Genomic DNA, 24,123 nt, shown 5'->3' on the forward strand with positions numbered 1-24,123 from the left:
GACCGTCAGGGCACGCCTTTCGGCTCACGGCTCCGGCCTTGAACCAGACTAAGAGCAACATAACATCTCTTTATCTTGCGACAAGAAACATTAAGGACAGCTTATCTATGAACTCCTGTGCCCGTGCCGAGCAAAGGTATCCTTCACTTTTCCAACTCAGCGATGACCAAACCTCTTTCCGACTGATTGGCGAAGAAGGCAATTCCTGCATAGCAGCTGGGTCTTATGACTTTACCCTAGCATCGACCGACCTTCTGAAAGCTCTAATTCGAACTGCCTTCAGCGACGTTTCGCATTTTTTCCGGTCCGCCCACCTCGAACAACTCCGCTCGATCCTGGATGATCCGGATGCGTCATCAAATGACCGCTTTGTGGCTTTGGAACTGCTCAAGAACGCCGTGATCTCAAGCGAGGGCATGTTTCAAGCTGTCAGGACACCGGGACCGCGATGGTGATCGGCAAGAAGGGAGAGTCGCTGCTGATCGATGGCGATATGCATGACGCCATCTGCGCAGGCATCAGCCAGACCTGGCAAACACGAAACCTGCGGTTCTCGCAGATGGCGCCTCTCACCGTGTATGAAGAAAGAAATACCGGTACGAACCTGCCTGCCCAGATCGAGATAGAAGCCGTCCAAGGCGACCGGCTTGACCTCCTATGTATAGCTAAAGGCGGTGGCTCGGCCAACAAGACGTTCCTGTTTCAGGAGACACGCTGGTTGCTGGAGCCGGATCGCCTGATTGCATTCCTCGATGAGAAAATCAGAACCCTCGGAACGACCGCATGCCCACCCTACCACCTTGCAATCGTTGTCGGCGGGTTGTCCGCAGACCAAACACTCAAGACGGTCAAGCTCGCATCGACCAAAGCGCTTGACCACCTTCCGACCACTGGTGACGCCTACGGCCGTGCATTCCGAGATGTGGAACTGGAGCAAAGAGTGTTGGCCCTTACCCAATCGATGGGCTTGGGGGCCCAATTTGGAGGCAAGTATTTTTGCCATGACGTGCGCGTTATCCGGCTCCCACGCCATGGCGGCAGTCTTCCAGTGGGTCTGGGTGTGGGTTGTTCCGCAGACCGCCAGATCAAGGCACGCATCGACAAACAAGGAGCATGGCTCGAGGCATTGGAAAAGGATCCCGCTCGCTTCCTTCCAAAGGTAAGCTTCAACTCTGCCAATGCTGTTCGCATCGAGCTTGATCGCTCCATGACTGCGGTACGCGAACAGTTATCGGCACTCAAGGTATCTACCCCGATCCTTTTGAGCGGTACAATGATCGTTGCCAGAGATCTGGTTCACGCCGAACTCGCAAAGAGACTTGCAAGCGGCGAGCCACTACCGCCGTACTTTTGTGACCACCCGATTTATTACGCTGGGCCGGCTCGGACCCCGAAGGGCTTTGCGTCCCGATCGTTCGGGCCGACAACGGCCGCACGTATGGATCCATATATGCCAGACTTCCAAGCCGCGGGTGGAGCGTTGGTCACCATTGCGAAGGGGAATCGCGCTCGCAACGTTGTCAGAGCTGTAAGCGCCACTCCGGCTTCTTCCTCGGGTCGGTCGGTGGCACCGCAGCGGTTCTGGGCCGGGACTGTATCCGCGAAGTGGATCCGATTGATTTCGAAGAGTTCGGGATGGAGGCGGTCTTCAAGATCCGGGTAAAGGATTTTCCGGCATTTGTCGTTATAGACGATAAGGGGAACGATTTCTTTTCAATGGCCCAGTAGAGAAGGCACGAAACGCGATGTCAGACGCCCTCGACAAGATAACGCTGCGCCAATTGCAAATCTTCCTGGCCGTCGTCGAGCACAAGAGTTTCGTGGGCGCCGCCTCACAACTTAATCTCACTCCCCCTGCCGTCTCGATGCAGATGAGCCGCCTCTCTGACGTCCTAGATGCCCCTCTCTTTGACCGAGACGGTCGATCGATCCAATTGACGCCCGCTGCGACAGCGTTGATCCCCTATGCAGAACGGATGACAGAGGCATTGAACGAGGCTATCAATGTGATCGATGGCTTGCAAGGTAGGCTCGACCGTTTGGTGCGCGTTGCGATGGTGATGACGTCAAGAAACTTCGGGCCGCATCTCCTGAAGGAATTCAGCCGACTGCATCAGGACATCCAGATCGAGACCACGATCGCCAACAGGGAAAAGGTGATCGAGCTCCTGCAGTCGGGCAATGTGGATCTTGCGTTGATGGGTCGCCCCCCGCAGCGCATCGAGGTCGAGGCTGTTCCCTTCGCCTCGCATCCATATGTTCTGATTGGGCATCCGGACCACGTTCTGGCGAGCAAGCAACATATCAGCCGGCGCGAACTGACTGCTTTCAAGTTCATCGCGCGCGAAGCAGGGTCTGGAACCAGGATGATCCATGACTACTATTTCACAAGCCACTCGGTGCAATTGCCGCCCCTGTACGTCGTCATGGACAGCAATGAGAACATCAAGCAAGCGGTCATGGCGGATATGGGGTTGGCCTTTATCTCTGGCCATACGATCGCTCTGGAATGTCAGGCAAAGAAGCTTCGGATCCTGCATGCCGAGGACATGCCGGCGATGCGCGAATGGTTCGCCGTCCACCTGAAAGGCAGGCAGTTGCGACCGGCAGCGGAGAGCTTCAAAGCCTTCGTCGTGAACGAAGGCCCAAGCTTCATGCGGCGGTTTTTTGGGAACTTGCCAAAAGAGCTCTTGCGCGCTTGACGATGGGGAGATCGATCATGGCGCCGTCAATGCTGACCACACCCCGGCCGTGAGCTTCGGCTTCCTCAAAAGCAGCAATGATACGCGACGCGCGTTCAAGTCCAGTGAGCGTTGGACGAAAGGCGGAATTGACGGCCGCAATCTGATTCGGATGCACGCAGAGGACGCCGTCAAATCCCATCTTGCGGGAACGAACTGCAAGATCTCCGAACCCTGCCGAACTGTCATACTGAGCGATGGAGCCTGGCAAGCCGAACGCCTGAACGCCTTGTACCCGGCAGGCGAGGATCAGTTGCTGACAGGGCCCGAACAGATTCTCATAGGTAGGCTCGAAACCGCATTCAGCGCTGAAGTCTTCGGTGCCCAGCCCAAGCCCAATCGTGCGGTCTGAAGCTGCTGCGATTTGACTCGCGCCAGACAGCGCAGCGGGCGTCTCGATCAAGTTGAGCAAACCAATAGACTGCGGGGCCAGCCCAATGTGCCGCTCTCTTTCTGAGATGAACTCGTCTATCAGGGCAACATTGTCTGGACCTCTCACCTTCGGCAGCATGACGGCGTCGACACCGCAAGAGACCGCAACGCCAAGGTCCACGACGCAGTTTGCCAGATCGCGGTTCACTCTAACAACGACGCTTAGGCCGTGTCTCGAGATCCTCTCGATGGAAGTTCGGAGTTTTCCCCTGGCTGTATCCTTGGCAAACGCGGGCACGCTGTCCTCGAGATCGAGGATTACGGCATCGGCCCCGCGGGCGTGCGCCTTTTCGAGGAAGCGCTCTTCGTGGACAGGCACGAACAGCAATGATCGCCAGAGTGTTGCGTATCCGAAGTTAGACATTTGCTTCGATCCGTGCGATTTCGCGCCGTATGGCTTCGCTGTGCTCACCGATCCTAGGAATCCGCCCGAGAGATTTCTGCGCATCCTCAAATGAGTATTGGACGGGGGAACCTACGAGCTCAGCCGTTTCGCCGCTCTCCAGCGTCACGGTGCGACGTTGCAACTGCGGGTGCCGGGAGAACGTTTCGACGGAATTAACGCCGCCATAGGCGACCGCCGCGTCGCGAAGCTTTGCTTCGAGGTCGGCGCGCGTGTTTGCCGCAAAGAACCGGGCGATCAGGGCATCCAATTCGCGCCGGTTCTTCGCCCGCGAAGAGGCGTCCGCAAACCGTGGGTCGCTCGCGATTGCCGCGTCGCCGATGACCTCGGAGACGGACCCATTCCCGCTCATTCTGGATGGAGATCGCAAGGACCTGTCCGTCGGCCGTCGCAAAGCCTCCGTAGGGAGCGATCGATGGTTGATGGAGACCGACAGGTTCGGGTGCTTTGCCTCCGTAGACGGTGTGCATGAGGGGCACCGTCATCCAGTCCGCCGCCGTATCGAAGAGCGACACCTTCACGCCCGAGCCGGTTCCCGTTCGCGAACGGAGGTAGAGTGCCTGCTGGATGCCGATGATGACATTCATGCTGGCGCCGATGTCGCAAACCGAGACCCCGATCCTACCCGGTGCGCCAGGCGCGCCGTTAACGGCGACGAGGCCACTCTCGCACTGCACGAGGAAGTCATAGGCCTTCATATCACGGTAGATGCCGGTGTCACCGTAGCCGCTGATGTCGCACGTGATAAGGCGCGGATAACGGCGGCGCTGGTCCTCGCTGTCGAACCCGGCGCGCGCGCTTGCTCCAGGGGCCAGGTTCTGGATGAAGATGTCTGCCTTCGCGAGCAGGCTGTGCAGAAGGGATGCATCCTCCATGTCCTTTATGTCGAGACACAGGGATTCCTTGCCGTGATTGGCCCAGACGAAATAGGACGACTCCCCTTTGACGGCCTTGTCGTATTTACGCGCGAAATCACCTTCCGGCCGCTCAATCTTGATCACCCTCGCGCCGCCCTCGGCAAAGTGACATGAGCACAAAGGCGCAGCGACCGCCTGTTCGATCGATACGACCAAAAGTCCGGAATATGGCTTTGCATGGACGACGTTCTCCATCTTCATGTTCATTGGCTCGCTCCCATCGCGCCATGCTTGGCCCGCAGAATGGACTGGTTTCGGCGCATTTCGTTGCCGACGATCGTCAAACCTTCGTCAAATCCCATGCCCGGCTTGATCAACACGCGCTGCGGGCGGGTCGCCTGCGCCACATGCAGGCATGCGCGTGCCGAAACGTCGGTCTCGTTGCAGGTGCCGCCGAGATAAGCTTTGACCGCGTGCGCGTGGCAGTAGAGAACGGCTTCGATCGTGTTGTGAATGCTGCCGAGATCCGGCGCGTTGATTTGAACCATGTCGCAGCATTTCGCGTCGACGAATTCGACGATGTCCTGGTGCGTGTTGTACCATTCGTCGGCCACAATTCGAACCTTGCTACCAATATCCCGGAGGCGCGCGCTGATTGCCTTCAGCAGTTCGATTTGACCAGGCTTGTTGCCAACATCCACTGGTCCCTCAATGTAAAGAGGGAACTTGTCCGCTCTCTTTCCAAGGCCATCGAGATAGCTCGCGATCGCCACGGGATCGTTGTTGAAAATCAGGCCGATGGTTCCATAGACATCGATGTGGATGGAAGGTGTGTAACCTTGATCGACACGAAGCTTCTTGATGCGTTGTGCCAACCACGTGACGTACTCCTGAAGTCGTCCGCCATTCTCGCCAAGCTTGCTGGACACGTTGTTGATCAAACCATGCGGGAGCGCGTCCACCCGCTTCATGATCATCTTGTCGACCGCATTATATCGATCGTCGCCGCTTTGCCCGAACAACTTGAGCGGAGACGTATCGATTGGCAGACGATACTCGTGACAAATGACCTCCACCTTGAGCCGATTGCTCGCTTTTGCGGTCGCATCGAGCAGCGCTTGTGACAGGCCATACCGGACTGCGGTGTGGATCGGCCGCCCGTCATCGGTGAGGCTATCAAAGAACCGAGCATTCTCTGTAAAATTACCGACGTCGCGGCCGATCAGCAAAGGCCGCAGATTCGATTACATCCATGGAATATAGGTTTCAGCCGTGAACAGCGGGTCACGTCCGCCGGCGCCTGAATATTGAACCGCAGCGCAATCCCCTTCCGCCCATTGGCCATTTTCCAATTGAAGGAGAACGGAGATGGCTTCGCCTGACTGTCGAATCTTGTCGAAGCCCGGTGTCTTAGCCGCGCCCACATAGGTGAAACCGTCCATACCCGCCCCACCTTTGATCGCAGCCTGGTCGTCAAAGTAGAATGACGAAACACCTGCGCTAAACTGGGCATTTGTGATCTTCATCGTCTTCATCTCTCGATTGGGAATTCACAGCGGCTGAGCGAGGGCATTCGGCCGACCCACCAGTTTGCTTGCGGAAATTGCGCGCACGTCATCGACCACCATGGAGAACGATGCCGTTCGGCCCTCTGCGGTTGCCCGTTCAGCGACCTTGTCCCGGTGCAATGCGATGACATCATCCGGCAAAGGGATATTGCCCTGGTCGAAGATCCGGATGGCACCATTGTTGTCGCGCACCGGCGTCATCAGACCGGCATTGACACTCGCTGGCGCGAACGGAATATCGACAATGCCGGCTTCGAATGCCAGTACAGCGCCCTTTGCCAGGTTTCCCTGGCCGAGTTGCAGCACGCGCGCCATCACCGAATGGACCTCGCGCTCTATGAGCGCAATCTCCTGATCGATTTCGGAAGTTGAAAGATAGCCCTGATCACCGACCATGTTGGTCATCTGTTCGGTCGCTTGCAGGCCGGCGCGGTTTGCCTCCATGGTCGGCACACCGCTCGCCTCATGGGGCGTCTTGACGATGATCTTCGTGGCCCCGCCGAACTTGGCGGCGGCCGCACCGAGAGCGATTACCGAATAGGCCTTCGCCTCATTCTCGGGGAACCCGCCCATCCACTGATGAAACACCGTGGAAAGCGCATAGTCACCAAATCCAAACAATCGAGGTCCCCGCCTTTCAGCAGGCGAACGGCGGCAGTGGCGGCAGCGGCTGGATGCCTTCTGGAAACATTTGCAAGCAGGGGCAGCAGATTCGCGGTATCGCGCAGATAGGATTCGTGTCTCGAAACGAGGATCCGCTTGCCGAACACATCTGTATCGATACCGGAGAGATGGATGCGCGGATCGAAGTCAGCAGAATAAGAGAGATAGCCGCCGGTGCCGATGATGGTTTTGACCGACGTAAGATCGCGCCCGGTTTGCACCGTGACGATTCCATCCGCTGTTGCGACTTCATGGGCGCGGCCCGCATGGCGCATGAGCGATGTCGCTATATTGACGCCTGCCAGCACAGCATCGAAGTGCCGCTCCTGCGGGCTGGCCGCAAGGTGTTCGGGCGACGAAGCCAATTTCCTGACGTAGCTGGATAGGGCTTCGGAGTCTTGCTCCGATAGCTGGAAGAGCTGACCTGCCGCCTCAAAAGAAGACGCTGCGGACACTCGCATTCCCAGATCACCTTCCACCGTTCTCTTGATTGTCGGCTCGGGCAGTCCACGGCGCACAATGCCAGCTATCGGCAGTTCCTCATGATACGAATATACGTCGGTGGTCGCGCCACCCATATCAACCAGGACAAACTCACCCAATTCCGGCGCATGCTTTGCCAGTGAGTGGCAGAATTCGAAGAGGGCAAAGGGGGTCGGACAAGGCTCGCATCCGGTTCGATCGACAATACCATCTAGGCCCTTCCCTGAGGTGATCTTTCTCAGGAATACCTCGCGAATGGCCGCTCTTGCCGGCTCGGGATTTGGTGTGTCCAAGGTCGGCAGGAGGTTTTCGGTGTAGACCACGTCCTTGGCCTGCAAGATCCTCGCGACATATTCACGAGCGCTCCGGTTGCCGGCATAGACGACGGAACATGCGATGTCGGCTTGGGCAATCCTCTCCGCATTGCGAGCTGGATAGAGAACATTGCCCCCGTCAGATCCGCCGGACAGCAGAATAATGTCCGGCACAGCTTTCTTATCTTCAAGAGTGCGGCTACATCAAGCAGGTCCACGGAGGGCGGGAAAACCCGGTCGAAACCCATCGACTTGACAGGTCCTCGACGTCCGAGAACTCGACTTTGCCGATCACTAGATTGCCGCCCACATAGAGGATGATGTCGGGAACACCTCGTTCGATGCAACGACCGCGGAACCCGGCACAATCGATTTCCCCGTGTCCGTAGATAGACGAGACCAGGATCGCGTCGGCGCCTGTTTCGATCGCCGCGTCGATAAATTCGTCCTGGCTGACCATTACGCCGAGATTGACGACGTTGATGCCCAAAGGCTCCAGCACACTTTTGATGATCTTGTGCCTACGGCGTGACAATCCGCGCCAATGACGCCCAAAATGACTTTAAAGTTATTTTCACCCACAACCTGCTCCCGTCGCAGGCAGTGGGAATCTTAAGGCCACCACCCTAGAAATCAGTTTATTTACGGGATTGCATGAAGTCAATATTTCTTACCTAAGTTACTGAATACGAAAGATGCCCTTATTAGTTTGAGTCCCCCGAAAGGCCGGACGCCGAACCCGAGATCGCAGCCACCATCTTCCCGCTAATGCCACATCTCACACACGGTCGGGCTAAGACCTCTTACACGGATCGCCGCTTGTGCTGATCCGCCCCAGCAGACGCGAGTGGCGCATACCTAGATAGCGCATGTCGTGGCGCAAAAATCGTCGTTCTTCCGGCGACCATCTTCGACAACACCTCGCGCGCAGGTTCGGGCTCATCGCTAGCTTACCGCTGGTCAAGGGGGAGAATGTGAGATTCGGCCTTTGCCCAAAACAGGAGTTCAAGTTTGCAGCTATAGCTCGGCATCGGTTCGCAGCGCCGGCCGACATGCCGGTGTCCGATCCCCACTTGACCTCAAAGGAACAAGCCTCGCTGTCAAGTACGCCCCCGCGAAGCTCGCGGTTCCAAGTCCATAGAAATCTCTGCAAGTTTCGAGCGTAAAAGTAGGCTTTGCAGCAGGTTGAGTTCCTCCGGTTAGAATGGAAGCAGGATAACGTCGTTTGCTCGATATGCCGCGGTCACCGTATTGGCCATTAGCATGGCAATGGTCATCGGTCCGACACCACCCGGAACCGGGGTGATGACGGCGGCAACTTCGCCAGCTTCCGCAAAGGCGACATCGCCGACCAGACGGCTCTTGCCCTCGCCCCTTTCGGGTGCTGCGATGCGGTTGATGCCGACGTCGATGACGGTGGCACCCGGCTTTACCCAATCCGCCTTCACCATCTCCGGACGACCGATGGCCGCCACCAGGATATCGGCACCCTTGGCCACAGAGGCGAGATCCTTCGTCCGCGAATGCGCCGTCGTGACAGTCGCATTGGCAGAAAGCAGCAATTGCGCCATCGGCTTGCCGAACAGGTTGGAACGGCCGATGACCACCGCATTCAGACCCGACAGGTCCTCGCCATGCACCAGGCGCACCAGCAGCATGGCGCCGGCCGGCGTGCACGAGATTAGCCCGGTTTCGAGATCGCCGGTCGCCAGCTTGCCGGCATTGACGACATGCAAGCCGTCGACATCCTTCTCCGGCTTGATCGACTGGATAATCGCATCGGAATTGAGATGCTTCGGCAGCGGCAGTTGCACCAGGATGCCGTGGATGGAGGGATCGTCGTTCAGCGATGCCACCAGATTTGCCAGCTCCCCTTGCGTCGTTCCCGCCGGCAGCGTGTGCTGGATGGAATTGAAGCCGCATTCCTTGGCCATGCGGCCCTTGACGCCGACATAGGTGTGGCTGGCCGGATCGTCGCCGACGATGACGACCGCAAGCCCGGTCTTCACTCCGGCCTCTTTCTCAAGCCCCGCCGCCGCAGCCTTCACGGCCTCGATCACTGAAGCCGCCGCTTGTTTCCCGTCGATCACGGATGCGCGCATCATCACTCACCCCATGCGCTCGGAGGCATAGGAGCCCGGGCTTGCCGGGAAGACGACGGTGCGGTTGCCGTTGAGGAAGGTGCGGAAGTGGATATGCGCATGGATGGCACGGGCGAGAACCTGGCTTTCCACATCGCGGCCGATTGAGACGTAATCCTCGGCCGACTGCGCATGCGTGATGCGCGCCGTGTCCTGCTCGATGATCGGACCTTCGTCGAGATCGGCCGTGACATAATGCGCCGTCGCCCCGATCAGCTTCACGCCGCGCTCATAGGCCTGCTTGTAGGGATTGGCCCCTTTGAAGGACGGCAGGAAAGAATGGTGGATGTTGATGACGCGGCCCGACATCTTCCGGCAGAGCGCATCCGACAGCACCTGCATGTAGCGGGCGAGCACGATAAGTTCGGTGCCGGTCTGCTCGACGATATCGAGCAGCTGGGCTTCGGCCTGCGGCTTGTTGTTCTTCGTCACCTTGATGTGGTGGAAGGGGATATCGTGATTGACCACCACCTTCTGGTAATCGAAATGGTTGGAGACGACGCCGACGATGTCGATCGGCAGGGCACCGATCTTCCAGCGATAGAGCAGGTCGTTGAGGCAATGGCCGAAGCGCGAGACCATGAGCAGCACCTTCATGCGCTTCTTGGCATCGTGGATCTCGGCATCCATGGCGAACTTTTCCGCGATCGGCTTGAAGCCTTCGGCAAGCGCCGGCCCGCCGACCCCTTCCTCCGAGATGAAGGAGACGCGCATGAAGAACTTGCCGGTATCGAGATCGTCGAACTGGCTGGAATCGACGATGTTGCAGCCCTGCTCGGCCAGATAGCTCGAGATCGCCGCTACAATGCCACGTGTGGACTTGCAAGTTACGGTGAGTACGCAATGAGTCATATGGTCATCCGCTCTGAGTTGGCGCCATTTCGGCACTTACCGCACTGGCGGAGCATGTCCGCGTATCCGTGCCTCTATGTCTCGCCTGACCGGTTAGATTGATGCTGCGCCATTGCCGTTGGGGAAAATGCCCTGGGAAGCAAACTTCGTGACACAGTGTTGCTGATGAAATAATAATTCCCGCGCACTAGCTCTGGCTTGTATTCAATTTTCTCTGTGAAGGGCTTTGAGCCGCGTCGTAAGGATCGCCCGCTTTCGCACTACGCCATACTTCCGCAATTCGACAGCGACAAATAGGTCGGAACTATCGCAGGTATCGACGGAGCCTATCCCCGGAACTTCGAACCAATCTGTACACCCGAAAGACGCCATGCTTACCTAAACGTCCTTGGGGGCCAATCTCCCTGGGCCTAGTCAACGCCGTGACTCAGAACTCAATCCGAGGAAACTCTATGCCTGACCTCCGCCACCAAATCATCGGTTGCGTTGAACAGACCCCCTTTGTGGACACCCACGAACATTTGATTGAAGAGCGACAGCGCGTCGACGGGGTCGTGCACCCAAAGTGGTTCAAGTCAAACGATTGGTCTTTTTTATTTCAAGACTATGGGGCGGAGGACCTTCTAGTTTGCGGTATGCCGCAGAATGACCTACTGCGCTTCCTATGCCCCAATCTCAAAAATGAAGAGAAGTACTCCCTGCTCGCGCCGTATTGGAAACGGATAAGAAACACCGGCTACGGACTGGCGCTCCGTCACACTTTTCAGGGAATTTACGGAGAAAGCGACATTACAAGCGAGACTTTTCCGCGGATTGCTGAGAAGTATCACGAGTTTGTTAAACCGGGATTTTACTTGGATATACTTAAGCGTTCGAACATAGAATTGTGTCATGTCAACTCGGTGCAACGTACGTTTATGGAGAGTGCCACTCCTAATATTCTCGGACAGGACCTCAGCATCCTGGGTTTCTGCCGGTGCAGTGCCGCAGACTTTGCGCGAATCGAGGAAGAAACGGGCCGACACCCTAGTTCGCTCGACGAATGGCTTTCTATTATTGATGAATATTTCTTCAAGTATGGTACTAAAGCTGTCGCAGTGAAATGCCAGATAGCCTACACCCGTGCCCTGGATTTCTCTCCAGTGACAAAAAGCCTTGCGGCCCGTCTTTTTCCGCATGAAGTTGATCGGACTGGCGCTCGCCATTCCCTTGGCTCAGACGATTTTAAGGCCATTCAAGATTTTCTATTTCATTATTGCGTAAGCAAGGCTGAAGAATACGGCTTGCCGGTGAAATTGCACACCGGATATCTTGCTTCAGTCGGTGTCATGCAAGCCGGTCGTGTTCGAAACAACGCAGCCGACCTATGTCGGCTGTTGCAGGACTATCCGGACGTGAAATTCGTGTTGATGCATATTGGTTACCCGTACGAAAATGAATTTATTGCGTTGGCAAAACAATACCCAAATGTCTTTATCGATATGTGCTGGGCGTGGATGCTAAATCCAGCTGCGAGCACGCGATTTTTGACTGAATTTCTGGTTGCAGTGCCGTCCAACAAGATCTTTACCTTTGGTGGAGATCTTGTAGCTGCCGAACCTATTTACGGACATGCGGTTTTGGCACGGCGCGGAATCGTTGAGGCTGTGTACCAGCTGGTGACGACCGGGTGGTTAGCTGCCGAGGACATGCCGGCACTCATCGAACAAATCATGCGAGAAAATGCGCACCAATTCTTCCCGCACAACCCCTCTGGAACGCATTCTCTAACTCCAATTCGTTGAAGCGTCACGGCGACGGCGTAAGACCCACGTTGGAGGCCAAATACTCCAGCCGCGAATATGCTTGAGGCAGTTGGATCTGGGGCACAGTTGCCCAGAACCCCTCGTTGACCCTGGCGTTGGAAGGCGCCGTTGCGGTCCTGATGCTCGTTGCGGCCGCTGCGTTCGCATTGCCGATAGAACTGTGGGAAGGATCGGAACGGGAAGCCTCGGAGTTCATCCCCCCGCTCGCGCTTGACCTGAAACCTAGAGCACGTCCGGTTTAATCCGGTTCATAGCCTGCGGCCTTGAAGTAGTTTTCGCATTCTGTTGGCGTAAAAAGGTCGACGAGCGCGCCGACGGTGTCCCATAGGGCTGCGATTGTTCGCTCGGCCCTCGCCCGCAGGAGCGCCTTGAGCTTTGCGAAGGCGTTTTCGATGGGGTTGAAGTCGGGGCTGTAGGGCGGGAGGAACATCAGCTTTGCACCGGCGGCTTCGATCGCCTCGCGCACGCCCCCGGACTTGTGCGCCGGCAAATTGTCCATGACGACGACGTCGCCTGGCGTCAGCGTTGGCGCCAGCACCTGCTCGACATAGGCGAGGAACACGACCCCGTTCATGGCGCCGTCGTAGACGAAGGGCGCGGTCATTCCGGTCAGCCTGAGCGCGCCGGTGAAGGTCGTGGTCTTCCAGTGACCGTGCGGCACGCCGGCCCGGCAGCGTTCGCCGCGCAGCGCTCTTCCGCGCAGGCGAGCCATCTTGGTCGACAGCCCGGTCTCATCGATGAAGACGAGCCTTGCCGGATCGAGGTCGAGCTGGCCGTCGAACCAGGCACGCCGGCGCTTCAGGATGTCGGGGCGATCTTGCTCCAGTGCGTGTGCGGACTTTTTTTGAACGTCCAGCCGTGCCCCCGCAGCCAGTCGCTCAACGTGCTGCGGCCGATGCGCATGGACCGCTCGGCCAAGAGCCGCTCCACCATCTCGTTCAGCGTGATGTCCTTGCGCTCCTCGATCATCCCGATGATGAAGTCGGCATGGGCGTCGAGACGCGAGCCGCGCCGTCGTCCCTGCGGTCGTGGTGTCGTCTCGCCCATCCGGGCTCTGCCGATCCAGCGGATCGCACTCGATATCCCGACACCGAACCGAGCCGCTGCTTGCCGGGCCGATGCTCCTTCACCCGCAGCCTTCACGACACGTGACCGCAGATCCTCACCAAGTGCTCTCGCCATCGTCCACCTCCATAAAAGTGGACGTTGAATCAGCCAAACCGATTCGCGTCACATCACAATCGATTCATCGATCGCCGGACGTGCTCTAGAAGCAGATCGATCATCGTCAAGACTGTCTATCTCATAAGTGAGCGGAAGTTGCGCGCACCTTTTCTTTGGACTGAAGTCTTCTGGCCGCCGACATGGATGGACTTAGCTGCGTCTGAACTATCGGATGACGGCAGCGACAAGGAAGTCGGCGAATGGCTCGTTGCTCTCCACGATCGAGAGCTTCCACTGAAGCCAATTCTTTCGATTGAGCGGGCGACTGGCGCCGTGCGCAGTCGCAGTCAACGGAAACGCGCATTTCGCGGCCTTGAGGTGGCTATGGCGATGAGAAAAGCAGTCGATCCGCCGAAAAATTCGATCCGCACGGACTTCGCAACGTGGCGGACCATCCCCAAACCAGGTCCCGACCTGCGCAGGGCTTTGTCTCCGGCTGCGCAGGGCCACTCGGCTGTCGTTGCCCCATTCTCAGTGATAGCCGCTTTTTCTTCGTTGTTCCAGCGATGAGCACGCGACCGTAGCGATGCGGCACAGGGAGACGGTCTCCAACAAGTTTGCCCCCTGCCTTTGCCTCCCAAGGCGCGTGGCTGTCGCCGGACATGTTTCGGTGGCAGCCACATCTTTCGAGACGCCGAGGCGGATCGTCCGTGCCGGCATCTCAAACCACCGAAACAGAACGCGGCGCGCGATAACCTCTGCAACGATGGCTTCGACCGATTTTCGCCTCTCCGCGGTACTGCTGGATAATTGTTCCGGCCCTTATCAGCTCTCTCTTGCACTGATGGATAGGCGACTGGTCTTGTCTGTAACTGACCTGCCACGGGTAATTTCCTCCATCTGAGATTAGAGTCTGGCCCTCGATTGAATGACGGACTGATGAAGAGAAAGCGGTTTACGGAAGAGCAGATCATCGCGGTTCTGCGTGAGCACGAAGTGGGGGCAAAGGCGGGCGACCTGGCGCGCAAGCATGGGATCTCCGAGGCGACGCTGTATAACTGGAAGGCGAAGTATGGCGGGATGGACGTCTGCGATGCCAAACGGCTGAAAGCCTTGGAAGACGAGAACGCGAAGCTGAAGAAGCTGCTCGCCGACCAGATGCTGGAAGCGTCGGCACTGCGCGAGCTTCTTTCAATAAATGTATGGTCCGCCCCGTCCGTGCAAGGGTTCGCGACATCGCAAATGACGATTCCAGTTGCATAAATGTATCCGGCCTCTCGCGAGTGGACTGCGGTTGCAGCCAGGCGATGATGAGATCCGCGCACGCCGTTCCCAATAAATGGTTCGGGCACGAAGCCCGCTTTTTTGCACAGGGCTTACGGCATGCTGATCCACTCATCACTATTCCCGAGCCTTGCAATCGAGCCGGAGGCGTCAGGCGAATGCTGGATCCCTGCGTTCGTAGAGCGCCCCAGGCTTGGTCAGCACAACCCAGACAATACGCGCCATCTTGGCGGCAAGTGCGACAACGGCCTTGTTCGGGTGCATCCGGCTCTGAAGACCATCAAGCCAGCTTCCAAGGCGATCCCGCGTTCGATCCAGATGACGGAAGCACGATCGTGCTCCATGAACCAGGAGCTTGCGGACGAGCGGTTCCCCCGCTTGCTGATACCGAGGAGCTTCTGCTTGCCCCCGGTCGAGTGTTCCCGCGGGACAAGGCCCAGCCAAGCGGCCAGATCGCGGGCCTTCTGGAACTGGCGCCCATTGTCGACGGCCGCAAGAAGGGCGGTGGCGCCCAGTGCTCCGATTCCGGGGATCGTCATAAGCCGGCGGGCAACATCTTCTCGATCTGCAATCCCAGCGATCTCCCTCGTCACGTCGTCGATGCGCTGCTCCAGCTGGCGTAGGTCGGCGAACAGGTCCATGAGCAGTTTGCGCATCGCCGGCGAGAGGTCGTTCGACGCGTCATCCAGAACCAGTGGCAGGTCGAGTTTGAACAGGCCCGCTCCCTGTCTCAACGCGGTGCCATACTCCAGGCAGAACGCTCGCATCTGGTTGATCAGACGGGTTCGCGTGCCGATCATCTGGTCGCGTACCCGATGCAGCGCCTGGAGGTCAGCTTGTTCCTCGCTCTTGATTGCTGCGAACCGCATCGTCGGTCGAGTGGCAGCTTCGGCGATGGCCTCGGCATCGATAATGTCGCTCTTGTTCGACTTCACGTAGGGCTTCACGAACTGCGCTGAGATCAGGCGAACCTTGTGCCCCAGGGCATGCAGTCTCCTGGCGATCCATTGTGATCCTGCGCACGACTCCATCCCCACGACCGCTGGCGCTGCTCGTTCAAAAAATTGCAGCAGCGTGTTGCGTCGGAAGCGAGCTCGCTGGATGGGCTCGCCGCCGCTATCCAGGCCGACGACGTGGAAGATGTTCTTGCCGATATCGACTCCATAGACTGCCGCAGGGCGCGGCGCATTGCCTGGGGACATTGCAACCTCCTTTGGTGGGACCGCCCGGATGATGCTGCGGGAGGACGGGGCGGACCATCCCATTAATGGTAGGGCCCGCCGCCAAGCGCGAAGCCGTCGCGCATCTGCAGGCCGCCATGGGCGTGTCGGAGCGTCGGGCCTGTTCCTTCGTCGGTGCTGATCGCAAGATGGTCCGCTATCAGTCCCGGCGTCCGCGGAGCTGCGCACAAGGTTACGCGACCTCGCCAACGAGCGCCGCCGCTTCGGCTATCGACGCCTGTTCATTCTGCTCAGGCGCGCGGGCGAGGCATCGGGTATCAACCGCATCTACCGGCTCTACCGCGAAGAAGGACTGGCCGTGCGCAAGCGACGCTCCAGGCGCCGAGCGGTTCTGGTCTTGTAAAACTTGGCTCTCGCGGACGCACAGGACCCCTTCCTCGAGGTCGACGTCGGCCAACTCAGAGCGGACTACAATATGACTCAGTACGTACTGTCAAGCGAAGCGAGGATTTGACCCCATTGGCGAAGTGAAGAACTGACCCCCTTCATTGGTTTGCTGTTTCGTTGGTTTCGAGTGCCGGTCCGACCTTCTGCAGAAGGCCGGACCGGCGCTTTTCGCGGAGCCGATAGCTGTCACCGCGGATGGTGATCACCGTGGAGTGATGAAGCAGGCGATCCAGGATCGCCGTGGCCACAACGGGGTCGCCAAAAACACTTCCCCATTCGCCCACAGAACGATTGGAAGTGATCAGAATCGATCCCTTCTCGTAGCGCCGCGACACCAGTTGGAAGAACAAGTGTGCGGCATTGGCTTCGAAGGGCAAATAGCCCAGCTCGTCGATGATCAATAATTTCGGCCGCGACAAGGTCGTCAACTGTTTGTCCAGCGAGCCATCGGCATGTGCCTTGGCCAGCATCGCCACCAGCGTCGCTGCCGTGACGAACTGCACATTGTAGTTCTGGCGGATCGCCTCGCGGCCGAGGCTCACGGCAAGATGAGTCTTGCCCGTTCCGGGCGGTCCGAGGAACAGGACTGTGTCGCCGTGTGCGATCCAGCGGCAGGTCGCGAGTTCCCTGATCTGGCCCTGATCGAGTGAAGGCTGGGCATCGAAGTCGAAGCCGTCGAGTTCGCGCACGAACGGGAACTGGGCGAGCTTGCTCGACATGGAGATGCGCCGCTCGTCGCGACGGGCGATCTCGCGCGACACCAGGAAGGCCAAGGCTTCCCGCAAGGTCATCTTCGAACGGGCAGCTTCGTCCAGCAGCGTATCGAGCTGGTCACGGATCGCCGTCAGCTTCAGCCGATCGAGCGTTGCGATGAGCACGTCATGATCAACGGTCGTCATCACCAGGCCCCTCCAACAACCGCCTCGTATTCCGCGAGCGGTCGCAGCAAGGCGGCTGGAGCGACATCAATGGGAGTTGCACGCACCGGCCCTTCGAAGCCGGCTACACCGACAAAATGAGCGCGATCCACGATCCGTTGTCGTCGCCCACGGCAAAAGGCGTGGTCTGCGACGACCTGGCCCGCATGGCGGATAATCACGCGGCCGGCCAAAACCACGACCTGGACGCTCTCACCGATCAGGCGCCAGGGCACGGAGTAGCTGTTCGTGTCGAGATCGATCGCGCAGTCGGCCTGGACCTTGCGGACCAGATCCCGCAATTGCCCGAATGGGGCACGGTCTGCCAGAGGGCGCAGCGCCTTGGCTTCTTCGGCAAAGCGTTCCGCTGGCGCAACGCCGGTGGTGCCGTGTTCACGCTGGTCGGCGACCTCGCGCGTCCAGCGGTCGAGATGCGCCTCGAATGCCGCCCAGTTCTCGAACCGACGCCCGGCGATCGCGTTCTTCTTGACGTAGCCGACGCCGCGTTCGTCTTTTCCCTTCGTGCGTGCCCGATAGGGAGCACAGGCCCGCGGCGTGAAGCCCCAGTACCGGGCGAACGCATGCAGTCGCGTGTTGAATCGGACCTCTCGCGTCACCGCATCATGGTGTTCGACCAGCGCCTTCGCATTGTCGATCAGCACTTCCGCGGGAACGCCGCCGAACCGCAGAAAAGCGCCTTCAATCCCTTCGAACCAGTCCGCCTGACGCTGCCTCTGCGAAGCCCGGACATGCATCCGGCGCGAATAGCCAAGCGTGGCGACAAACACATGGATCCGCACCCGCTCGCCGCCGATCCAGACCCGAGTATCGCCAAAGTCGATCTGCATCTGATGACCGGGCGCTGTCTCGAAGCGGACCGTCGCCCGCTTCTGCGCCTTTAATTCCCGGCGCCAGCACTTCACCCTCAGCTCCACCGAGCGAAGCCCGATCACAATCCCATGTTCGCTCGCCAGCTCCTGGCGAATGACGTCCGCGTTGCCTTCATGGCGGAAAAACCGCTCCCGAAGCCAATCCTCCAGGCCATCAAAGGCTGTTCGACGCCGGGGCTGACGATAGGCAACAACGCCGCCTTCGCGAAGGTAGCGACGAACCGTATTGCGCGCGCAACCGAACTCCTGCGCGATCCGTTTCGCTCCCCAGCCAATCCCATGCAGTCGCACCATTGCTGAAACTTCTTCCCCCGACCGCATCTCCTCAACCCGCACCGTTTTCGACAACGCGAGCTTCGATGGAAATTCATCGTGCATCTACTGATCCTCTCAAAAACGAGGGGTCAGTTCTTCGTTTCGTGTGGGGGTCAATTTCTCATTTCGCCCGACACGTACTTAACTGTTTGTTGCAAGCAATGGTGGTATTGTAGCTGCGATTTCGACTTTTCTTTCAGAATCAAGGCTGCATATTATTGACAGCTCGCAGTTCGACGACCTCGACACCGGCAAATTCTTCATGCGAGTCGGCTTCATTTCGGAAGAAGGTGTCCTGGCGACGCAACTGAAGGAGAGCTTCAAGCCGATCGCGGATAAATTTGAAATGAGGGTGGAGCTGTTTGACGGCGAAAGCCGGATGAAGGTCCTGCTGATGGTATCTCGCTTCGGCCATTGTCTGAACGATCTGCTCTACCGTTGGAAGATCGGCGCTCTGCCAATCGACGTCGTGGGGGGTCGTCTCCAACCACTTCGACTACCAGAAGGTGGTCGTCAATCACGACATACCCTTCCACCACATAAAGGTAACCAGGGAAAACAAGCCGCAGGCAGAGGCTCAACTTGTCGAAGTTGTCGAACAGACCGAAACCGAGTTGATCGTGCTTGCTCGCTACATGCAGGTTCTGTCGGATGCTCTTTGCAGGCGGATGTCTCGCCAGATCATTAACATCCATCATTCCTTCCTGCCGAGCTTCAAGGGGTCAAACCCATCTAAACAGGCTTACGAGCGCGGGGTGAAGCTGATCGATGCCACGGCGCATTACGTCACGGCCGATCTCGACGAGGGGCCGATTATCGAGCAAGACACAGTTCGCGTCACACATGCACAAATCCCAGAAGATTACGTCTCGCTGGGCCGCGATGTGGAGAGCCAGGTGCTGGCGCGCGCTGTCCATGCGCATATTCATCACCGCTCTTTCATCAACGGCAATCGCACCGTCGTTTTCCCGGCAAGCCCGGCAGCTTTGCGTCAGAACGGATGGGGTAGCGCTTTGGCCTCGTTGACGGCAAGTCGATAGCGGCATGCCGACAATGCGGCGGAAGATTTCTTCGGGGGATGACATGAAGATAACGGTGCTCGGGGCCGGCGTTGTCGGAACGGCGGCCGCCTATTATCTGGCCGCCGACGGCCATGAGGTCACCGTCATCGAGCGCCATCCGGAGCCGGCGCGCGGCACCAGCCAGTCGAATGCCGGCTTGGTGTCGCCGGGCGACGCCACCGCCTGGGCCTCCCCGGCGGCGCTGAAGACCTTTTTGCGCGGGCTCTACAATCATGATCTCGGCATCAAGGTGCGGCTGCGCTTCGATCCCTATTTCATTGCCTGGAGCCTGCGCTTTCTGCGTCAGTGCACAAGAGAGCGCCTGCGCGACAACAGCCAGGTCAAGCTGCGCCTGGCGCTCTATTCGCGAGACTGCATCAACGCCATCTCCGCCGACCCCGGTATTCGCTATGACCAGCGCAAGAAGGGCATCCTCTACTTCTTCCGCTCGCAGCACAGCCTCGACACAGGCACCGACAATTATCGCTATCTGGCCGAGCATAGGGCTGCCGATCGAGATCGTCGGCCGCGACCGGCTGGTCGAGCTTGAGCCGGGCCTTGCCGGCGTGAAGGAAAAGATCGCTGGCGGCGTCTATTCGCCGATCGACCAGACCGGCGATTCCCGGCAGTTCGTCGAAGAGCTCGCCGCCCACGCTGCGGAAAAGCTCGGTGTGAAGTTCCTTTACGGCACGACGGTCGAGGGCCTCGAGATCGAGGGTGACCAGGTGCGCGCGCTGATGACCTCGGCCGGTCCGATTGCCGGCGATGGCGTGGTCATTTCGATGGGGCCGGAAAGCGGCTTGCTCGGCCGCCGCTACGGCATCGACCTGCCCGTCTATCCGGTGAAGGGTTACACCGCGACCGCGCCGCTTGATGACGAGGACAAGGGACCGACCATGGGGGGCGTCGACGAAGACCAACTGATCGCCTATTCCAGGCTGGGCAACCGCCTGCGCCTCGCCTCGACCGCCGAATTTACCGGCTTCGACCGCACGTTCCAGCCGTGCGACTTCGTCCCCATGTTCAGGACCGGCAAGGAGCTGTTCCCAGGCGCCTTCGACGAGAAGAAGGCTGAACTTTGGGCGGGCTTGAGGCCGATGATGCCGAACTCGGTGCCGGTGATAGGCCGGGCATGTTATAAAAACCTCTATCCCGACACCGGCCACGGCCATGTCGGCTGGACCATGGCCTGCGGCTCGGGAAAATTTCTCGTCGATGTCGTCGCCGGGCGAAAGCCGGATATCGATCCGCGAGGGTTGGTGTACAGGAACTGAGGTCGGGGCAAGACGTATCCGGACCGCAAGTCGCCATTGGGGAGAAGAGGTCGAGACTGTCCTTTCCGCGACCCAGAGTGAACTCGGTCGTGCGGCCAAGCACAAGCCGAACGGTGCGCCGCGCCGCGCTGTTGGCCTAAGCAACCGAATCTACGCCAAATCAATCGCTTAAGCTAAATCCGCCAGCCTCAAAGGCCCATCGTCGTGCATAAGACGGGCTAGGTCGTCGAACTGCGAGCTGTCAATAATATTGCAGCCTGATCTGAAAGAAAAGTCGAAATCGCAGCTACAATACCACGCGTTGACTTGCAAGAAACAGTAAGTATGTATTGAGTCATATTGTAGTCCGCTCTGAGTTGCCGTTCTTAGGCGCGCTTTTGCTCCACTGCAGGAGCATGTCCGAGTGTCCGCGCTCTATGCTCGCTGATCCTGCGCCGCTTGCCATGTGGCTCTACCACGGGATAACAGCTAGAGCATCTTCGATGAACGCAGAGTCGGTTTTGGGATTCACTCGGTAGGTTTCGTCTGATTCACTGCTCCTGGTGATTTGCGAGGGGGTGAGGATGACAAGGAGCCTGAGCGCCGACCTGCGCGGGCGGGTGATTGCGGCCATTGAGGATGGCTTATCGACGCGGGAGGCTGCGCGTCGCTTCCGGATCGGGATTTCGACGGCGGGAAGCTGGTATCGCCGCTATCGCGAGACCGGCGAGATGGAGGCGCGCAAGCAAGGCCAGCCGTCGCGTTCGAAGCTCGACGCGCACGAGGCCTTCGTTCTCGGCCTGATCGAGGAGACGGCGGACATCACACTTGCCGAGATCGGTGAACGCCTTGCAGCCGAGCGGGGCGTACGGGTAGCGCCGTCCACTGTATGGCTGTTCCTCGACCGGCGCGGCATCACGTTCAAAAAAAGACGGCGCACGCCGCCGAACAGCAGCCTCCCGACGTCCTGCGCCGCCGCAGGGCCTGGTTCGATGGTCAACTCGATCTCGACCCCGAGAAGCTGATCTTCATCGACGAGACCGCGGCATCCACGAAAATGGCGGGTTGCGCGGACGCAGTCCGTGTGACGAGCGGTGTCGGGCGGCCGTCCCTCACGGTCACTGGAAGACCACGACCTTCACGGCCGGCTTGCGGTTGAACAGCATGGCGGCGCCGATGCTGCTCGACGGTCCCATGAACGGCGCGGCCTTTCTCGCTTATGCAGAGCAGGTTCTCGCACCCGAACTTCGCCCCGGCGACATCGTTGTCATGGACAATCTGCCGGCTCACAAGATCAGCGGCGTGCGCGAGGCGATCGAGAAGGCTGGCGCGCGGCTCCTGTTCCTGCCGCCATACTCGCCTGACTTCAACCCGATCGAGATGGCGTTCTCCAAGCTCAAGGCCCTCCTGAGAAAAGCTGCAGCCCGAACCATCGACGAACTCTGGTCAGTCGTGGCCAACTGCCTCTCGGCGTTCAGCGCCGAGGAATGCTGGCATTATTTCGCAGCAGCCGGATATGACCCGGAATAAGTCGAATCTGCTCTAGAGGAACATTTGCCCCACTGGTTAGGTGGGGTATAGTGGGAATCTTTCCGCCAGCGTCGACACTCGTTCCGCAATGTTTACGTCGATTTCCAGCCCTTGGCCTGGATTTGCTGCAAGTCGATCTAAAACGTCGGCAATGATCTCTGCTAGTTCAGATGCTTCCGGATTAGCCATTCCACGAGCTGCAATTGCGGACGTTCCCATCCGGAGCCCCGAGGTGACATTCGGTGGTTCCCTGTCCTGCGGTACGAGATTGCGGTTGCTTGTCACGCCATGAGCTTCCAACGCCTTCTGCGCGCCATCGCCTTTCAGCCCACGCGTTCTGAGGTCAACCATCGTGAACGGCGTATCTGTCCCGCCTGTGACGATTTTGAAGCCTCGTGCGCTCAAGCCGCTCGCCAGAGTTCGCGCGCAGCTCAGCACCCGTCTGGCATAGTCAGTAAACTCGGGCTTAAGGGCCTCGCCGAAACAGACGGCTTTGGCGGCGATGACGTCAGGTAGCGGCCCACCTTGAATGCCGGGGAATACCGCTGAATCGATTTTTTTACCTAAGGCCGCTTCGCGAGACATTATCAGGCCTCCCCTCGGTCCGCGTAAATTCTTGTTAGTCGTGGTGGTGACTAGGTCCATATAGGGAAATGGGCTCGGATACTCTTTTGCAGCAATCAATCCGGAAAAGTGGGATACATCGGCGAGTGTGATTGCCCCAACCTGCGCAGCGATTTTTGACACCTTAGGAAAATCGATAGCACGAGGATAGGAGGAGCCGCCCACAATAATGAGCTTGGGATGGTGCTCGCGAGCGAGCTGCTCCATACTATCGTAGTCGATGAGCCCGTCAGGTGTTATGCCGTATGATATTGTCTTGAACCAGCGACCGGACAAGTTGGACTTAAATCCATGGCTCAAGTGCCCCCCCGAGGAAAGGTCCATACTCAGCACTGTGTCGCCAGGCGTGAGTAACGCGAAGTACACTGCCTGGTTGGCCTGGCTACCGGAATGGGGCTGCACATTTGCGTGTCCTGCACCGAACATCGCCTTGGCTCGCTCTATAGCGAGGCGTTCAATGGCATCGACGTTTTCAACACCAGCGTGATACCGTTTTCCCGGATAGCCCTCAACGGTGGTGAATACCACCATGGATGCCATTGCTTCACGAACCGCTTTACTCATGTAATTCTTGGGGGCGATCAATTCCACCTGACTTCGTTGCCTCGACTCGTCTGCCGAGATGCAACGTGCCAGTTCAGGATCCGCCTGAGCCAGGGGCTCCTCGAAAAACCGTCTCTTTGCTTTCATGACGGAGTCTCCTTTGGACCTTATAAGGTCCGCGCTAATGCTGGCTCGAATACACCTTTGGTGCGGTAAAAGGCGTCCAGTGGGTTCTACTCTTGTTGAGCGTTTTCGTGCCAGCGCGCTCTGCGGTTCTTTGGTGAAGCGTAGGCCTAATTTCAACAGTGAACCATTGAATGGTATTACTTTTGTAGCCGAAATTATACCGCATCGTGGCACCCATTAAACATCGAGCTTCTCAAGTGAAGCTTTGCTTATCGATAAATTACTGCGCATGTAAACACGCGCCGCAGCATCATCGCCGGACATGGCCGGCTCCGCTGTTTCCATTCTGAATTGCGTTCGCTTTGTTGCTACTTTCTGTCCGCCTTCGACGCCGCCAACAGGGCCGTCCGATGCCGCCATACTCTAATTCATGCTAAACGACTAAGACAAATTATCATGAGGGACCATAGGGGCCGCTAAAGCTGCTACCTTCGAGCGTCGCAAATTCGATAGTGGACATTCCTTCATA

Annotated in this window: 15 protein-coding genes and 10 pseudogenes; 9 read left to right on the forward strand and 16 right to left on the reverse strand. The window is 58.3% G+C overall.

Annotated elements, in window-relative coordinates:
- Nucleotides 1–107: 107 nt before the first annotated feature.
- Both A9K68_RS28335 and A9K68_RS28340 read left to right on the forward strand, forming a co-directional pair.
- Nucleotides 108–1,728 (forward strand): annotated as a pseudogene (locus A9K68_RS28335) (FumA C-terminus/TtdB family hydratase beta subunit).
- Between the two features lie 17 nt (nt 1,729–1,745).
- Nucleotides 1,746–2,702, forward strand: coding sequence for a LysR family transcriptional regulator (locus A9K68_RS28340; RefSeq protein ID WP_065011362.1), 957 nt, complete (start codon nt 1,746–1,748; stop codon nt 2,700–2,702).
- Here the strand turns inward: A9K68_RS28340 and A9K68_RS28345 are convergent.
- The 9 genes and pseudogenes from A9K68_RS28345 to purU all read right to left on the reverse strand — a co-directional run bounded on the left by A9K68_RS28345 (nt 2,653) and on the right by purU (nt 10,454).
- Entirely contained in the window at nt 2,653–3,537 is an 885-nt protein-coding gene (locus A9K68_RS28345; protein WP_065011361.1) for a CoA ester lyase, read from the reverse strand. The genes A9K68_RS28340 and A9K68_RS28345 overlap by 50 nt on opposite strands.
- On the reverse strand, nt 3,530–3,928 hold the full coding sequence (locus A9K68_RS32530) for a CoA transferase (protein ID WP_348640696.1): 399 nt from the start codon (nt 3,926–3,928) through the stop codon (nt 3,530–3,532). The genes A9K68_RS28345 and A9K68_RS32530 overlap by 8 nt, the downstream gene beginning before the upstream one ends.
- Before the next feature lie 34 nt (nt 3,929–3,962).
- Nucleotides 3,963–4,700: pseudogene (locus A9K68_RS32535) on the reverse strand (CaiB/BaiF CoA-transferase family protein); the annotation flags it as partial.
- Nucleotides 4,697–5,968, reverse strand: a pseudogene (locus A9K68_RS28355) (methylaspartate ammonia-lyase). The pseudogenes A9K68_RS28355 and A9K68_RS32535, both read right to left, overlap by 4 nt.
- Nucleotides 5,969–5,983: 15 nt before the next feature.
- Nucleotides 5,984–6,574 (reverse strand): hypothetical protein, encoded by a 591-nt coding sequence (locus tag A9K68_RS28360; RefSeq protein WP_245430197.1) that lies wholly within the window; start codon nt 6,572–6,574, stop codon nt 5,984–5,986.
- Nucleotides 6,532–7,635, reverse strand: coding sequence for a glutamate mutase L (locus A9K68_RS28365; protein ID WP_095780370.1), 1,104 nt, complete (start codon nt 7,633–7,635; stop codon nt 6,532–6,534). The genes A9K68_RS28360 and A9K68_RS28365 overlap by 43 nt, the downstream gene beginning before the upstream one ends.
- A 25-nt stretch (nt 7,636–7,660) precedes the next feature.
- Complete coding sequence (gene glmS, locus A9K68_RS28370) at nt 7,661–7,951, reverse strand: methylaspartate mutase subunit S (RefSeq protein WP_203546871.1); 291 nt, start codon at nt 7,949–7,951, stop codon at nt 7,661–7,663.
- A 709-nt stretch (nt 7,952–8,660) separates the two neighbouring features.
- A complete protein-coding gene (locus A9K68_RS28375; protein ID WP_065011359.1) occupies nt 8,661–9,566 on the reverse strand; it encodes a bifunctional methylenetetrahydrofolate dehydrogenase/methenyltetrahydrofolate cyclohydrolase in 906 nt (301 codons plus the stop codon).
- A 3-nt stretch (nt 9,567–9,569) separates the two neighbouring features.
- On the reverse strand, nt 9,570–10,454 hold the full coding sequence (purU, locus tag A9K68_RS28380; protein WP_163603084.1) for a formyltetrahydrofolate deformylase: 885 nt from the start codon (nt 10,452–10,454) through the stop codon (nt 9,570–9,572).
- A 452-nt stretch (nt 10,455–10,906) separates the two neighbouring features.
- On the opposite strand from purU, the gene A9K68_RS28385 reads away from it, so the two are divergent.
- Together A9K68_RS28385 and A9K68_RS32020 are read left to right on the forward strand one after the other, a co-directional pair.
- Nucleotides 10,907–12,238, forward strand: a complete 1,332-nt coding sequence (locus A9K68_RS28385; protein ID WP_065009120.1) for an amidohydrolase family protein — start codon at nt 10,907–10,909, stop codon at nt 12,236–12,238.
- Between the two features lie 74 nt (nt 12,239–12,312).
- Nucleotides 12,313–12,501: an MFS transporter gene (locus A9K68_RS32020; RefSeq protein WP_280952234.1), complete on the forward strand. Its 189-nt coding sequence runs from the start codon at nt 12,313–12,315 to the stop codon at nt 12,499–12,501.
- Here A9K68_RS32020 and A9K68_RS28395 read toward each other — a convergent pair.
- Nucleotides 12,498–13,441, reverse strand: a protein-coding gene (locus tag A9K68_RS28395) for an IS630 family transposase (protein WP_245430216.1) whose coding sequence is annotated in 2 segments (ribosomal slippage) — nt 12,498–13,103 and nt 13,106–13,441 — 942 coding nt in all. Because the reading frame shifts where the segments join, the coding sequence is not laid out codon by codon here. The genes A9K68_RS32020 and A9K68_RS28395 overlap by 4 nt on opposite strands.
- A gap of 921 nt (nt 13,442–14,362) precedes the next feature.
- Between A9K68_RS28395 and A9K68_RS28400 the strand changes: the two are divergent.
- Nucleotides 14,363–14,617: pseudogene (locus A9K68_RS28400) on the forward strand (transposase); the annotation flags it as partial.
- A gap of 240 nt (nt 14,618–14,857) precedes the next feature.
- On the opposite strand, the pseudogene A9K68_RS28405 reads toward A9K68_RS28400, so the two are convergent.
- Nucleotides 14,858–15,909 (reverse strand): annotated as a pseudogene (locus tag A9K68_RS28405) (IS110 family transposase).
- A 65-nt stretch (nt 15,910–15,974) separates the two neighbouring features.
- On the opposite strand from A9K68_RS28405, the pseudogene A9K68_RS28410 reads away from it, so the two are divergent.
- Nucleotides 15,975–16,279 (forward strand): annotated as a pseudogene (locus A9K68_RS28410) (IS3 family transposase); the annotation flags it as partial.
- 154 nt (nt 16,280–16,433) lie between these two features.
- Here A9K68_RS28410 and istB read toward each other — a convergent pair.
- Together istB and istA are read right to left on the reverse strand one after the other, a co-directional pair.
- The gene (gene istB, locus A9K68_RS28415) at nt 16,434–17,234 is read right to left on the reverse strand and encodes an IS21-like element ISSme2 family helper ATPase IstB (protein ID WP_065009183.1); all 801 of its coding nucleotides are present in this window, start codon (nt 17,232–17,234) and stop codon (nt 16,434–16,436) included.
- Nucleotides 17,234–18,520 carry an IS21 family transposase gene (gene istA / locus A9K68_RS28420; protein ID WP_065009182.1) on the reverse strand — a complete coding sequence of 429 codons (1,287 nt, stop codon included), beginning with the start codon at nt 18,518–18,520 and terminating at the stop codon, nt 17,234–17,236. The genes istB and istA overlap by 1 nt, the downstream gene beginning before the upstream one ends.
- Nucleotides 18,521–18,719: 199 nt before the next feature.
- Here istA and A9K68_RS28425 point away from each other — a divergent pair.
- A pseudogene (locus tag A9K68_RS28425) lies at nt 18,720–19,466 on the forward strand (formyltetrahydrofolate deformylase).
- Between the two features lie 74 nt (nt 19,467–19,540).
- A pseudogene (locus A9K68_RS28430) lies at nt 19,541–20,792 on the forward strand (D-amino acid dehydrogenase).
- 219 nt (nt 20,793–21,011) lie between these two features.
- Here the strand turns inward: A9K68_RS28430 and A9K68_RS28435 are convergent.
- A pseudogene (locus tag A9K68_RS28435) lies at nt 21,012–21,130 on the reverse strand (ACT domain-containing protein); the annotation flags it as partial.
- A gap of 225 nt (nt 21,131–21,355) precedes the next feature.
- Here A9K68_RS28435 and A9K68_RS28440 point away from each other — a divergent pair.
- Nucleotides 21,356–22,301: pseudogene (locus A9K68_RS28440) on the forward strand (IS630 family transposase).
- A gap of 36 nt (nt 22,302–22,337) precedes the next feature.
- On the opposite strand, the gene glyA reads toward A9K68_RS28440, so the two are convergent.
- On the reverse strand, nt 22,338–23,615 hold the full coding sequence (gene glyA, locus A9K68_RS28445) for a serine hydroxymethyltransferase (RefSeq protein ID WP_065009179.1): 1,278 nt from the start codon (nt 23,613–23,615) through the stop codon (nt 22,338–22,340).
- A gap of 216 nt (nt 23,616–23,831) precedes the next feature.
- The gene (locus A9K68_RS28450) at nt 23,832–24,014 is read right to left on the reverse strand and encodes a hypothetical protein (protein WP_065009178.1); all 183 of its coding nucleotides are present in this window, start codon (nt 24,012–24,014) and stop codon (nt 23,832–23,834) included.
- Between the last annotated feature and the right edge of the window lie 109 nt (nt 24,015–24,123).

It is taken from the genome of Mesorhizobium sp. AA22, from assembly GCF_001672375.2.
In the GTDB taxonomy this organism is placed as follows: Bacteria; Pseudomonadota; Alphaproteobacteria; order Rhizobiales; family Rhizobiaceae; genus Mesorhizobium; species Mesorhizobium wenxiniae.

Bases quoted from the DNA above. Each gene is read 5' to 3' on its own strand.
- A9K68_RS28340 (WP_065011362.1), top strand. From the start codon at position 1,746: ATGTCAGACGCCCTCGACAAGATAACGCTGCGCCAATTGCAAATCTTC.
- A9K68_RS28345 (WP_065011361.1), bottom strand. From the start codon at position 3,537: ATGTCTAACTTCGGATACGCAACACTCTGGCGATCATTGCTGTTCGTG.
- A9K68_RS32530 (WP_348640696.1), bottom strand. From the start codon at position 3,928: ATGAGCGGGAATGGGTCCGTCTCCGAGGTCATCGGCGACGCGGCAATC.
- A9K68_RS28360 (WP_245430197.1), bottom strand. From the start codon at position 6,574: ATGGGCGGGTTCCCCGAGAATGAGGCGAAGGCCTATTCGGTAATCGCT.
- A9K68_RS28375 (WP_065011359.1), bottom strand. From the start codon at position 9,566: ATGATGCGCGCATCCGTGATCGACGGGAAACAAGCGGCGGCTTCAGTG.
- purU (WP_163603084.1), bottom strand. From the start codon at position 10,454: ATGACTCATTGCGTACTCACCGTAACTTGCAAGTCCACACGTGGCATT.
- A9K68_RS28385 (WP_065009120.1), top strand. From the start codon at position 10,907: ATGCCTGACCTCCGCCACCAAATCATCGGTTGCGTTGAACAGACCCCC.
- istB (WP_065009183.1), bottom strand. From the start codon at position 17,234: ATGACGACCGTTGATCATGACGTGCTCATCGCAACGCTCGATCGGCTG.
- istA (WP_065009182.1), bottom strand. From the start codon at position 18,520: ATGCACGATGAATTTCCATCGAAGCTCGCGTTGTCGAAAACGGTGCGG.
- glyA (WP_065009179.1), bottom strand. From the start codon at position 23,615: ATGAAAGCAAAGAGACGGTTTTTCGAGGAGCCCCTGGCTCAGGCGGAT.
- A9K68_RS28450 (WP_065009178.1), bottom strand. From the start codon at position 24,014: ATGGCGGCATCGGACGGCCCTGTTGGCGGCGTCGAAGGCGGACAGAAA.